The sequence below is a fragment of the uncultured Aquincola sp. genome (assembly GCF_964001545.1).
GTDB lineage: Bacteria > Pseudomonadota > Gammaproteobacteria > Burkholderiales > Burkholderiaceae_C > Aquincola.
In genome coordinates this window covers 1-12,959 of the sequence record NZ_CAXFDV010000273.1, presented here as the reverse complement: position 1 = coordinate 12,959, position 12,959 = coordinate 1, and the positions used below count along the sequence as shown (strand labels likewise).

Annotated in this window: 11 protein-coding genes; 2 read left to right on the top strand and 9 right to left on the bottom strand. The window is 66.7% G+C overall.

Going from position 1 to position 12,959, the window contains the following annotated elements; all coding sequences use genetic code 11:
- Positions 1 to 327 precede the first annotated feature (327 nt).
- From ABNT58_RS09550 to ABNT58_RS09515, 8 genes are all read right to left on the bottom strand, one after another.
- Positions 328 to 1,317 (bottom strand): oligopeptide/dipeptide ABC transporter ATP-binding protein, encoded by a 990-nt coding sequence (locus ABNT58_RS09550; protein ID WP_348753255.1) that lies wholly within the window; start codon positions 1,315 to 1,317, stop codon positions 328 to 330.
- The gene (locus tag ABNT58_RS09545; protein WP_348753254.1) at positions 1,314 to 2,288 is read right to left on the bottom strand and encodes an ABC transporter ATP-binding protein; all 975 of its coding nucleotides are present in this window, start codon (positions 2,286 to 2,288) and stop codon (positions 1,314 to 1,316) included. Before ABNT58_RS09545 ends, ABNT58_RS09550 begins: the two co-directional genes overlap by 4 nt.
- A 12-nt stretch (positions 2,289 to 2,300) precedes the next feature.
- The gene (locus ABNT58_RS09540) at positions 2,301 to 3,233 is read right to left on the bottom strand and encodes an ABC transporter permease (protein ID WP_348753253.1); all 933 of its coding nucleotides are present in this window, start codon (positions 3,231 to 3,233) and stop codon (positions 2,301 to 2,303) included.
- Entirely contained in the window at positions 3,230 to 4,801 is a 1,572-nt protein-coding gene (locus ABNT58_RS09535) for an ABC transporter substrate-binding protein (protein ID WP_348753252.1), read from the bottom strand. The genes ABNT58_RS09540 and ABNT58_RS09535 overlap by 4 nt, the downstream gene beginning before the upstream one ends.
- Before the next feature lie 46 nt (positions 4,802 to 4,847).
- Positions 4,848 to 5,831, bottom strand: coding sequence for an ABC transporter permease (locus tag ABNT58_RS09530; protein WP_348753251.1), 984 nt, complete (start codon positions 5,829 to 5,831; stop codon positions 4,848 to 4,850).
- Between the two features lie 101 nt (positions 5,832 to 5,932).
- A complete protein-coding gene (locus ABNT58_RS09525) occupies positions 5,933 to 7,546 on the bottom strand; it encodes an ABC transporter substrate-binding protein (RefSeq protein ID WP_348753250.1) in 1,614 nt (537 codons plus the stop codon).
- Positions 7,547 to 7,663: 117 nt separating this feature from the next.
- Positions 7,664 to 8,920 carry a porin gene (locus ABNT58_RS09520; RefSeq protein ID WP_348753249.1) on the bottom strand — a complete coding sequence of 419 codons (1,257 nt, stop codon included), beginning with the start codon at positions 8,918 to 8,920 and terminating at the stop codon, positions 7,664 to 7,666.
- Positions 8,921 to 9,134: 214 nt separating this feature from the next.
- Positions 9,135 to 10,154, bottom strand: a complete 1,020-nt coding sequence (locus tag ABNT58_RS09515; RefSeq protein WP_348753248.1) for a porin — start codon at positions 10,152 to 10,154, stop codon at positions 9,135 to 9,137.
- 238 nt (positions 10,155 to 10,392) lie between these two features.
- Here ABNT58_RS09515 and coq7 point away from each other — a divergent pair, with 238 nt between their 5' ends.
- The gene (gene coq7 / locus ABNT58_RS09510) at positions 10,393 to 11,022 is read left to right on the top strand and encodes a 2-polyprenyl-3-methyl-6-methoxy-1,4-benzoquinone monooxygenase (protein ID WP_348753247.1); all 630 of its coding nucleotides are present in this window, start codon (positions 10,393 to 10,395) and stop codon (positions 11,020 to 11,022) included.
- A gap of 36 nt (positions 11,023 to 11,058) precedes the next feature.
- Here coq7 and ABNT58_RS09505 read toward each other — a convergent pair whose 3' ends face one another.
- Positions 11,059 to 11,481, bottom strand: coding sequence for an OsmC family protein (locus ABNT58_RS09505; protein ID WP_348753246.1), 423 nt, complete (start codon positions 11,479 to 11,481; stop codon positions 11,059 to 11,061).
- A 274-nt stretch (positions 11,482 to 11,755) separates the two neighbouring features.
- Between ABNT58_RS09505 and ilvA the strand changes: the two genes are divergently transcribed.
- A partial coding sequence (gene ilvA, locus ABNT58_RS09500) for a threonine ammonia-lyase, biosynthetic (protein WP_348753245.1) occupies positions 11,756 to 12,959 on the top strand: 1,204 nt, incomplete at its 3' end.

Sequence of the window (12,959 nt, the reverse complement as noted above, 5' to 3'; positions counted from 1 at the left end):
GGATGTGTTGAAGTTGCTGTCACCGCCGCAGCGGACCAGCCCGGCATCGACGAGACGCAGTTTCTCGACAGCCGGGAAGACGGACAAACGATGATTTCGAACAGGATGGTTGCGCTGGCAGCAACCCAAGTGGCACGGCACGGCCAATCAGCCCCGAGAGGGCTCTGCAGCGTGGGTGCCAGGGTTGCTGCTGTCGAGCGCCCGGGAACACGGGCTTCGCTTCACGCCTTCAGGCAGGGAGGTGGCCGTCAGCGATAGGCCGACGGTCCCACAGATGACAGGGCTGACAGACCCGCAGCCGGGCCGCCCCAAGGCGGGTCGCTGGATCTAGATCCGGCCCTCTTCCACCGCATGGCACGCCACGCGGATGCCCTGGAAGTGGTTCAGCGCCGGCCGCTCGCTCTTGCAGCGGGCGTTGGCATGCGGGCAGCGCGGGTGGAAGGCGCAGCCCGTGGGCGGGTTCAGCGGGTTGGGCACCTCGCCCTGCACCGGCGTGCGGGCGCGGCCGGTCATGTGGATGTCCGGAATCGCGTCCAGCAGCATGCGGGTGTAGGGGTGCCGCGGCTGGCTGAACAGCTGGGCCTTGTCGGCCAGCTCCACCAGCCGGCCCAGGTACATCACCCCCACCTGATCGGCCACGTGCCGCACCACCGCCAGGTTGTGCGAGATGAACAGGTAGGTCAGGCCCTGCTGGCGCTGCAGGTCCTTCATGATGTTGAGCACCTGCGCCTGCACCGACACGTCCAGCGCCGAGGTGGGTTCGTCGCACACCAGGAACTCGGGCTGGGTGGCCAGCGCCCGCGCGATCGAGATGCGCTGCCGCTGCCCGCCCGAGAACTGGTGCGGAAACTTCTCGACGTCGGCCGCGCTCAGGCCCACCTGCTGCAGCAGCTCGCCCACGCGCTGGCGCAGTGTGTCCTTGTCGGTCACCAGGTCGTGTTCGCGCAGCGGCTCGCCGACGATGTCCAGGATCTTCCAGCGCGGGTTCAGGCTGGCATAGGGGTCCTGGAAGATCATCTGCATGCGCCGACGCAGCGCCCGCGCGCCGGGCGACGCGAACACCGTGCGCGTGTCCTGCCCGTCGAACTGCACCGAGCCGCGCGTGGGCCCGTACAGGCCCACCAGCAGCCGCGCCACGGTGCTCTTGCCGCAACCCGATTCGCCCACCAGCGCCAGCGTCTTGCCGCGCTCGATGCTGAAGCTCACGCCATCGACCGCATGCACGAACTGCCGGGGCTTGCGCTCGACCACGCGGTTGAGCCAGGGCGCCGAGACGTCGAAGATCTTGGCCAGGTCGTTGACCTCTACGAGGCTCATGCTGCCGCTCCCTGCACCAGCCAGCAGGCGGCCCGCGTGGCGCCGGCGTCCATCAGGCCGGGGCGCTCTTGCCGGCAGCGGTCGAACACCCGCGGGCAGCGCGGGTTGAAGGCGCAGCCGGTGGGAATGGCATTCAGGCGGGGCATGGAACCGTCGATCTGCAGCAGGCGTTCGCGCTCTTCATCCATCGCGGGAATGGAGCCCATCAGGCCATAGGTGTAGGGGTGGGCCGGGCGGTGGATCACCTCGTGCACCGGCCCGATCTCGGCCACGCGGCCGGCGTACATCACGGCCACGCGGTCGCAGGTCTCGGCGATCACACCCATGTCGTGCGTGACCAGCATCACCGCGGCACCGCGCTCCTTGCAGATGCGCTTGAGCAGCGAAATGATCTGCGCCTGGATGGACACGTCCAGCGCGGTGGTGGGCTCGTCGGCCACGATGAGCTTGGGCTCGGCCGCCAGCGCCAGCGCAATCACCACCCGCTGCCGCATGCCGCCCGAGAACTGGTGCGGGTACTGGTCGATGCGCGCTTCGGCCGCCGGAATGCCGGTGTCGCGCAGCAGCTGGATGGCGCGCTCACGCGCCTGCGACTCACTCAGCGGCAGGTGGGTGCGGATGGTTTCCACCAGCTGGCGGCCGATGGTGTACAGCGGGTTCAGCGAGGTCAGCGGGTCTTGAAAGATCGCGCCGATCTGCCGGCCGCGGATGGCGCGCATCTGCTCGTACGGCAGGTTGTCGATGCGTTGGCCGTCCAGCAGGATCTCGCCGCCGGCGATGCGGCCGGGCGGCTCAAGCAGGCCGATGATGGCCGCGCCGGTGAGCGACTTGCCGGCGCCGGATTCGCCGACCACGCCCAGGATTTCGCCGGGGCGGATCTCGAACGAGATGTCGTCCAGCGCCAGCAGGTTGCCGCGCCGGGTGGGGAACTCCACCCGCAGGTGGCGTACTTCAAGCAAGGGTGCCGTCATGAGTGAAAACAATCAACGCAGGCGCGGGTTGAGCGCGTCGCGCAGCCAGTCGCCCAGCAGGTTCACCGACAGCGCGATCAGCACCAGCATCGCGCCGGGGAAGATGGTGATCCACCATTCGCCGGAGAACAGGAAGTCGTTGCCCACGCGGATCAGCGTGCCCAGCGAGGGCTGCGTCGGCGGCACGCCCACGCCCAGGAAGGACAGCGTCGATTCGGTGAGGATGGCCAGCGCCACCTGGATGGTGGCCAGCACCAGCACCGGGCCCAGCACATTGGGCAGCACATGCTTCCACATGATGCGGCCCGAGCTGACGCCGATGACCCGCGCCGCCTGCACGTACTCCTTGCTGCGCTCCACCATGGTGGAGCCGCGCACCGTGCGCGCATAAGGCACCCAGCCCGGTATCGCGATGGCCAGAATCAGCACCGCGAAGGCCAGCGTGTCGTGCGCATTGGGGAACATGGCGCGGCCCACGCCGTCGATCAGCAGCGCGATCAGGATGGACGGGAACGACAGCATCACGTCGCACACCCGCATGATGAAGGCATCGGTCTTGCCGCCGACGAAGCCGGACAGCAGGCCCAGGCCCACCCCCAGCACCACCGACAGCAGCACCGAGGCGATGCCCACCAGCAGCGAGATGCGTGCGCCGTACATCAGCGCCGACAGGATGTCGCGGCCCTGGTCATCGGTGCCGAACAGGTACTTGCTGCTGCCGCCCTCCTGCCAGGCCGGCGGCAGCCGCGCATCCGACAACTCCAGCGATGCCAGGTCGAACGGGTTGTGCGGCGCCACCACGTCGGCGAACAGCGCGCAGAACAGGCACACCGCCGCGATCAGGGCCGCGGCGATGGCCATGGGCGAGCTGCGGAAGCTGTACCAGACGTCGCTGTCCAGCGCGCGGCGCCACCAGGAAGGGGCGGCTGCAGAAGCGGTGCTCATTTGGCTTTGACCGTGACCCACTTAAAGAACATGCGGTTGTCGGGCAGCTGCACCAGGCTCACGTTGCTGCGCATCGCCCAGGCCAGCGCCTGCTGGTGCAGCGGAATGTGGCCCACGTCGTCGGCGTGGATCTTGAACGCCTCGCGGATGTAGGCGTTGCGCTTGGCATCGTCGATCTCGGAGGCGATCTTCGCGGCCAGTTCGTCGAACTTCGGGTTGCTGTAACTGCCCAGGTTGAACTGGCCCTGGCCCTTGTCGGTGGGCGTGGCCATCAGCGCCGAGATGGCGTCATGCGCATCGGTGGTGCTGGGCGTCCAGCCCAGCAGGTAGAAGCTGGTGTCGCGGCGCAGGATCTTCGGGAAGTAGGTGTTCTTGGTCTCGGTCTGCAGGTTCACCTTGACGCCGATGCGCGCCAGGCTGGCGGCCACGGCCTGGCAGATCGGGCCGTCGTTCACGTAGCGGTCGTTCGGGCAGTTCATGCCCACCTCGAAGCCGTTGGGGTAGCCGGCCTCGGCCATCAGCTTCTTGGCGGCTTCCACGTCGTAGGGCAGCCGCTTGTTCATGTCGGCCTGGAAGCCGCGGATGCCCGGGCCCACCATCAGCGCGGTGGGCGACGAGGCATTGCGCATCACGCGCGACTTGATCGCGTCGATGTCGATGGCCTGGTAGAACGCCTTGCGCACCCGCACGTCCTTGAAGGGGTTCTTGCCCTTGACGTTGGAAAACAGCAGCTCGTCGCGCTTCTGGTCCATGCCAAGGAAGATGGTGCGCAGCTCCGGGCCTTGCAGCACGGTGAAGCCACCGGCCTTCAGGCGCTCCACGTCCTGCAGCGGCACCGGCTCCATCACGTCCACCTCGCCCGACAGCATCGCGGCCACGCGGGTGGCGTCGTTGCCGATGGGGGTGAACACCACCTCGTCGACGTTGCCCTCGAACTTCTCGAAGTAGTTGTTGTTGCGCACGATCACCGTGCGGGTGGAAGGCTGGCGCTCCTTCAGGCGGTAGGGGCCGGTGCCGTTGGCCTTGAAGCTGGCGTAGTTCTCGATGCCCTTGCGGCGGTCCACCGGGCGCTCGGCCTTGTTCTCCTCACACCACTTCTTGCTCATGATGAACAGGCTGGTGAGGGTGTCGGGCAGGATGGGCAGCGGCGCGCTGGTCTCGATGTCGACCGCGAAGTCGTTGACCTTGCGCACTTCCTTGATGGGGTTGGTGTAGCCCTTCATGTCGGAGCCTTCGGAGGCGCCGCGCTTGAAGGAGAACACCACGTCGTCGGCCGTGAACGGCGTGCCGTCGTGGAAGGTGACGCCCTTGCGCAGGTCGAAGCGCCACACGGTGGGCGAGGTCTGGGTCCACTTGGTGGCCAGGCCCGGCTTGAGCGACATGTCCTTGCCGCGGCTGACCAGCGGGTCGTAGATGTTCTGGGTGAAGCTGAGCTGCAGCGTTTCGTTCAGCGAGTGCGGGTCCATCGACTGCACGTCGCCGACGTCGGCCACGCGCAGCGTGACGGCCTGGGCCAGGCCGCAGGCCAGGGCGAGCGCGGTGGCAAGAAGGGTGGGCTTGAACTTCATGGTGAGGGCTTCCACGGCTAACGCAGGGACAAGGGACGAACAGCGATCAATGGCCGGCAGTGCTGCCATCGATGCGCAGGCGGGGGTCGACCGCGAAATAGAGCAGGTCGACCAGCAGGTTGATGAGCACGAAGATCAGTGCCACCAGGCACAGGTAGGCCGCCATCACCGGGATGTCGGCGAACTGCACCGCCTGGATGAACAGCAGGCCCATGCCGGGCCACTGGAACACCGTCTCGGTGATGATGGCAAAGGCGATCAGGCCGCCCAGCTGCAACCCGGTGATGGTGATCACCGGCACCAGCGTGTTCTTCAGCGCATGGCCGAAGTACACCGCGCGGGTGTGCAGGCCGCGGGCGCGCGCGAACTTGATGTAGTCGGCGCGCAGCACCTCCAGCATCTCCGAGCGCACCAGCCGCATGATCAGCGTGAGCTGGTAGATGGACAGCGTGATGGCGGGCAGCACCAGGTGCTTGAGGCCATCGACCGTGAGAAAGCCGGTGGTCCAGCCGCCGAGGGACACCACCTCGCCGCGGCCGAAGCTGGGCAGCACCTTGAGCGTGACCGCGAACACCAGGATCAGCAGGATGCCGATCAGGAAGGTGGGCAGCGACACGCCCAGCAGCGAGAAGGTCATCATGGCCTGCGCCATGAAGTTGCCCCGCCGCAGCGCCGCATACACGCCCATGGGCACGCCGATCAGCAGCGCGATGACGGCCGCGGCCAGCGCCAGCTCCAGCGTGGCCGGAAAGCGCTCGGCGATCAAGGAAGAGACCTTGCGGCCCTGGCGCAGGCTGAGGCCGAACTCACCTTGCACTGCATTGCCGACGAAGGCGGCGAACTGCACCGGGAAAGGCTTGTCCAGGCCGAGGTCGGCGCGCAGTTGCTGGCGCTGCTCGGGCGTGGCGTCCTGACCCAGCAGGTTGGTGACCGGATCGCCCACGTACTGGAACAGCATGAAGGCGATGAAGGCGACCGTCAGCATGACGACGATGGCCTGGACCAGCCGGCGGAAGATGAAAACAAGCATGTGCTGGGAAGAGAAGCCGGCGCCGCTCAGTCGGCCGGCTTGCCTGGTTGAAACGCGATGGGCGCGGTGACCGGCCTGTGAGGCCGGCCCCGCGAGAAGGTTCAATCGATGCGGACGGTGCGCATGTCCAGCCGGTTGTCGGCCCGGTGCGCCACCTCCACATTCTTCTTCATCGCCCAGGGGATGACCTGGTTGTGCAGCGGGATGTGCGAGACGTCCACGTGCGACAGCAGCAGCGCCTGCTCGATCAGCGCGTTGCGGTTGCCCTGGTCCACTTCCTTCTTGATGCGCTCGACCAGCGCATCCATCTGCGGATTGCTGTAGCGGCCGATGTTGTAGTTGCCATCGCCCTGCGCACCCACCGAGCGCACCAGCGACTGCAGCGAATACAGCGCGTCGAAGGTGGGCACGCCCCAGCCCAGCATGTAGATGCTGGGTTCAAAGCGCTGCAGCATCGGGAAGTAGGTCACCAGCGGCAGCGTGCGCAGCTTGGCCTTGACGCCGATGCGCGCCCACATGGCGGTGATGGCCTGGCAGATCTCTTCGTCGTTGATGTAGCGGTTGTTGGGGCAGGCGAAGTCGACCTCGAAGCCGTTGGCATAACCCGCCTCGGCCAGCAGCTTGCGCGCGTCGTCGGGGCTGTAGGGCCAGCGGGCGTCGGCCTTCCTGGTCCAGCCGTTGACCTGCGGCGCGATCAGCGTGCCGGTGACCTGGCTCAGGCCGCGCATGGTCACGCGGTGGATGGTCTGGATGTCGATGGCCTGGTACAGCGCCTTGCGCACCCGCACGTCCTTCAGCGGGTTCTTGCCCTTGATGTTGGAGCCGGGCAGTTCGTCGCGGAACTGGTCCATGCCCAGGAACATCGTGCGGTTCTCGGCGCCGTCCAATACCTTGAGGTTGGCGGCGGCGCGCAGCTTGGGCAGGTCGGCCGGCGACGGGTCGAGCACCAGATCCACCTCGCCCGACAGCAGCGCGGCCACGCGGGTGGCTTCGGCCTTGATCGGCGTGTAGACGATCTCGGTGACGTTGCCGTTGGACTTGCCCCACCAGGCCGGGTTCTTCTCCAGCACCAGCTTCACGTCCGGGTCCCAGCTCTTGAGCATGAAGGGGCCGGTGCCGTTGGCATGGCGGTGGGCGTAGTTCTCTTCCTTGGTCTTGATGTCCTTGGGCGAGGTGCTCTTGTTCTTCTCGGCCCACTCCTTGTCCATCATGCGCAGCTCGGTCAGCTGGCGCAGCAGCACCGGGTTGGGCCCGCGGGTGATGATGTCGATGGTCTCGTCGTCCACCTTCACCACCTTGTCGATGCCCTGGGTGAAGACGCCGTAGTTCGACGTCTTTTCCATCGCGCGGTTGATCGAGAACACCGCATCGTCGGCATTGAAGGCCGAGCCGTCATGGAACTTCACGCCCTTGCGCAGCTTGATGCGCACCTGCGTCGGGCTGACCTGCTGCCAGCCGGTGGCCAGCAGCGGTTCCAGGTCGAACTTGGCGTTGTAATAGAACAGCGACTCGTAAACGGTCGCGTGCACGCCATTGGCCAGCGCGTTGTTTTGCGAGTGGATATCCCAGGTGGGGATATCACTGGCACTGGCCCACTTGAATGTTTTGGCGTGGGCAGGCAGTGCTGCGAAAACAACTGCAAACACCACCGGCACCCAGGCCGATGTCTTGGAATGCACCACCGTGGGTACTCCTCCTGGAAAAGCCCGGATCATCCGCAAAAGGCGTGCCGCCCGCCAAGGCGGGTAAGTCCGTAGCTGAAAACGACGATACCGGCGCAAGGCCGGTATCGCAGGGTGGCTGGCGGACCGCGCCGCCAGGTCGTCAAACCATCAGAACGTGTGGCGGATGCCCACACCGAAGGTGGTGGACTTGCCGCCGGGGTTCACGCCCACGCCGTTCCACACCGGCACTTCACGCAGGCCGGTGGCCACCAGGAAAGGCTCCGGACCGCCGTTCAGGCGGGCACCCGGGCCCACCAGGATGGAGCTGCCTTCGTCGTCCTTCAGCCAGCCCAGGCGGGTGTACAGCGCAGTGCGCTTGCTCAGCAGGTAGTCGGCGCCGATCACCAGGGCCTTGTCCTTGCCTTCGGTGAAGTTCTTGAACTCCTGGATGCCGTACATCGCGCCGATCTGCAGGTTGCTGCCGATCAGGTAGCGGGCACCCACCGCGAAGGAGCGGATGTCCACGCCGTTGCGCATCGCGGCGATGGGCGACGACTTCACGTCGTACGAACCTTCGCCGTAGGCCGCAGCCACGGCCCAGCCGCCGGCGGCGATGTAGCGGCCCGACACCACGTAGCTCGTGTAGTCGCCCAGCACGGCCAGCGGCGTGGCGCCCAGGTACAGCGGCACGTCGAAGCGGTTCTTGTGATACGCGGCCGAGACACTGGCGCCCTCGCCCAGCGGCACCGGGTTCTGCGCCCAGTTCACGAACGCGCCCCAGGTCTTGCCCGCGCCCTCGGCGCCGGCCGATTGGCCACCCAGGATCTGGCGCGAGCCGTCGGTCACGCCACGGGCGGCGCCGGTCACGCCCGACTTGCTCACGCCGGCGTTCGGCGACACGGCCACGCTGGCGGTGAACTGGCCCAGCTTGGCCCAGTAGCTCACCTGGTTGTCCTGGCGCACCTGCAGCTGGTTGATGGTCAGCAGGCCGGTGAAGAGGTCGGTGCCGGCCAGCCGTTCCGTCGTGGAAAAAGCCTTGGCGTAGAAGAACGGGGCGTATTGGCGGCCCAGGCGCACTTCGCCGTAAGGCGTGGTCAGCGACACATAAGCCTGGCGACCCCAGGTGCGGCCGTCATTGCCCAGGGTGCCCGTGTCGGGCGTGGGCTGCATTTCCAGCACGAAGGACGCCTTCAGTCCGCCGCCCAGGTCTTCGGTGCCGCGGAAACCCAGGGCGCTGATCGACGACATGCTGGGCGCCAGGCGTTCCTGGCGGCCCACACGGCTGGGCAGCACGGAGGAAACGCCAGCGGTACGGTCGGTGGTATCCACCGCCATGTCCAGGGTGCCATAGATCTCGACCGAGGACTGCGCTTGGGCGGTGATCGCAAAAAGGGAGGCTGCGGCAGCCAGAATCTTGAGTTTCATTGGGGTCTCCGTGCAGCGAGTGGATTTCGCCTGTCTATGGACTCAGCGGGGCCATTATTGCCAGCACGTGAATCACAAGATTCGCCTTGTTGCAGCGCTTGCACAGGAAAAAACCCCTATCAACCCTGTCACCTGCGCAACTCACGGACGAAAAAAAGCCGCCCGAAGGCGGCTTTCGTGTTGCTGAAGCAAGCTGCCCGAGGGCAGCGATGCATCAGAACGAGTGGCGGACGCCGACTTCGAAGCCGGACGAATCGTCGCCCAGCGCCGAGCCCTTGCCACCCACGGTGTAGTAGGCGCCGCCGTCGTTCTTGATGATGGCGTACGTGGTGTACAGCGCGGTGCGCTTCGACAGGTTGTGGACGTAGCCCAGCGCGAACTGGTCGGCGTCGTTGCCGTCGATCGAACCCTTGCCTTGCACCTTGGTGTACGAAGCGCGGATCAGGCCAGCGCCGACCGGCACCGAGCCACCGAACGTGTAATGACGTTCCTTGGCCGAGCGGAACTTGTTTTCCGACACGATGCCGTTCAGCTTGAAGGCGCCGAAGTCGTACATGGCAGCGATGCCACCGGTCTTGAAGTCGTCTTCGTTGGTCGACTCGGTCTGGCCGTAGAAGCCACCGACGTTCAGGGGACCAGCGGCGTAGCCCAGACGGCCACCCATGTACTTCTTGCCAGCGGTGCCTTCGCCAGCGGCGACCGACACTTGACCGTAGAAGCCACCCAGGTTGCTGGGCAGGAAGTAGCTGACCATGTTGTCAGCACGAACCAGGGTGTCCAGAGCCGGACGCTGAGCGGCGGCAGCGGTGGCGACACCGGTGTGCAGCTTGCTCACGTCGCCGACACCGTTGGTGCCGAACACGTCGAAGTCGGCGTAGCCCGTGAAGGTCGGGACCAGGTCACGACCCAGACGCACTTCACCGAAGTCGCCCATCAGGCTGATGGTCGAACGACGATGCCAGAAACGCGAAGCGTTGCTGGTGCCGTCGTCGTTGTTGATCGCCGATTCCAGCCAGAAGCCGGCCTTCAGGCCACCGCCCAGGTCTTCCACGCCGCGGAAACCGAGGCGGCTCGAAGCCAGACCGCTGTTGGTCAGCTCGGTCAGCTTGGTGCCGTTGTTGTCGGTGTAGCGGACGGCAGCGTCAACGATACCGAACAGGGTGACGGACGACTGCGCAGCGGCCACGCCCGAGAAGGCGCCCAGAACGGCCAGAGCGAACAGAGATTTTTTCATTGCATCGATCTCCTAGGTTGAACAAGAGGTCCCGCTCACGACTTCTGCCCGACTCCGAGGAACCAGAACTGCCGCGCAGGCCAACCTCCTTTGCGGAAGCTGGGCGGATTGCACCAGACGACCCGGTGCGATGCAAAGAATTGACCGCGTAAACCGCCCTTGTGTTGGCTTGACGCAACGCAGCGTCAACCCTGCCTCCAGGGTGCACCGGCGGGGTTTGGGTATCCTTTCCCTCACCATGATCCAAGTCGATGCCCTGCTGAATGCCGCCGATACGGCCCTGCGCACCCTGTCCGGCGGCGCCCGGGCCGCGCGGCCGCTGCCCACGGCGCCCGAGACCGCCGGCCAGGAGCTGGCCCCCGACGAGCGGCGCCTCTCCGGCGCGCTGATGCGGGTCAACCACGTGGGCGAGGTGTGTGCCCAGGCGCTCTACCAGGCCCAGGCGCTCACGGCCCGCGACCCCGCGCTGCGCGAGGCGATGAACCAGGCCGCCAGGGAAGAGCTGGACCACCTGGCCTGGACCGCGCAGCGGCTGGAAGAACTGGGCGACCGGCCCAGCCTGCTCAACCCGCTGTGGTACGCCGGCGCCTTCGCCATCGGCCTGGTGGCCGGGCGCGCCAGCGACGCGGTGAGCCTCGGCTTCCTGTCGGAAACCGAACGCCAGGTGGAACAGCACCTGGACAGCCACCTCGACCGGCTGCCGCCGCAGGACGAGCGCTCACGCGCCATCGTCGCGCAGATGAAGACCGACGAAGCCCGCCACGCCCAGCATGCCGACGAAGCTGGCGCCCAGCCGCTGCCGCGTGCCGTGACCGGCCTGATGCGGGCGGCCAGCAAGGTGATGACCTTCACCGCGCACCGCATCTGAAGCTTGCAGCGGGCGCGGCGACGCGCCGGTGCAAGCTCAGGCGTTGACGATCTCGAAGCTCGTCGTCACCTCGGCCGTCTTGGCCAGCATGATGGTGGCCGAGCAGTACTTCTCGTGCGACAGCTCGATGGCCCGGGCCACCGCCGCCTCGGGCAGGTGGCGGCCGCTCACCTTGAAATGAAGCTGGATGCGGGTGAACACCTTGGGGTCCACCGGCGCGCGCTCGGCCGACATCTTCACCTCGCAGCCGGTCACGTCGTGGCGGCCACGCTTGAGGATCAGCACCACGTCGTAGGCCGTGCAGCCACCCGCGCCGGCCAGCAGCGTTTCCATCGGCCGCGGCGCCAGGTTGCGGCCGCCGCCGTCAGGTGCGCCGTCCATGTTCAGCAGATGGCCGCTGCCGGTCTCGGCGACGAAGCCCATGCCCGTGGCGGGCACCCAGTTGATCGTGCATTCCATCGCTGTGTTGCACCGTGACGGTGCTTTTGTGTCTACGTGATGGGAATTTTGCAACGCGAACCGACGCCGGGACGCGGCCAAGGGCAGATTTTCGTCGCCCCGTTATTGCGGCGCAGCAACCTAGCTGCTAGAGTAAACCCCAGTGGTGTGCTGCTCAGCGCATCGACCGTTTGTCTCCTCCACCTCCTCCATTGGTGGATTCGGCCCGAGGCGCAAGCCTCGGGCCTTTTTCTTTATGATGCGGCGCCGCATCAGAAGAAAGACGACCGTCACCATGGCAGGCGCCAGCCCCCAGCGATCCTCCCGCGGCAGTACCCCCCACCCCGACTACCTGCGCAAGATTCTCACGGCGCGCGTCTACGACGTGGCCATCGAGTCACCGCTCGACCATGCCCGCAACCTGTCCAAGCGGGTGGGCAACCAGGTCTTCCTCAAGCGCGAAGACCAGCAGCCGGTGTTCAGCTTCAAGCTGCGCGGCGCCTACAACAAGATGGCCCACCTGTCGGCCGAGCAGCTGGGCCGCGGCGTCATCTGCGCCTCTGCCGGCAACCATGCCCAAGGCGTGGCGCTGAGCGCCAAGCGGCTGGGCGCCAAGGCCGTGATCGTGATGCCGGTGACCACGCCGCGGGTGAAGGTGGACGCCGTCAAGGCGCTGGGCGGCGACGTGGTGCTGTTCGGCGACAGCTACTCCGATGCGGCCGAGCATGCCAAGCAGCTGCAGGCCGAGCGTGGCCTGACCTTCGTGCACCCGTTCGACGACCCGGACGTGATCGCCGGCCAGGGCACCATCGCGATGGAGATCCTGCGCCAGCATGAAGGCCCGATCGACGCGGTGTTCGTCGCCATCGGCGGCGGCGGGCTCATCTCGGGCGTGGCCGCGTACATCAAGGCGGTGCGGCCCGAGATCCGCGTGATCGGCGTGCAGACCACCGACTCCGACGCGATGGTGCGCTCGGTGCGCGCCGGCAAGCGCGTGGCGCTGAACGACGTGGGCCTGTTCGCCGACGGCACGGCCGTCAAGCTGGTGGGCGAAGAAACCTTCCGCATCGCCCGCGCGCTGGTGGACGAGTACGTGGTGGTGGACACCGACGCCGTGTGCGCCGCCATCAAGGACGTGTTCCAGGACACCCGCAGCATCCTCGAGCCCTCGGGCGCGATGGGCGTGGCCGCGATCAAGCAGTACGTGGACACGAACAAGGTCAAGGGCAAGACCTTTGTCGCCATCACCTGCGGCGCCAACATGAACTTCGACCGGCTGCGCTTCGTGGCCGAGCGGGCCGAGGTGGGTGAAGAACGCGAGGCGGTGTTCGCCGTCACCATCCCCGAGGCGCGCGGCTCGTTCAAGCGGTTTTGCGAGCTGATCGGCCCGCGCAGCGTCACCGAGTTCAACTACCGCATCTCCGATGCCGAGACGGCGCATGTGTTCGTCGGCGTGTCCACGCAAAAGCGCGAAGAAGCCCACACGCTGGCGCGCAGCT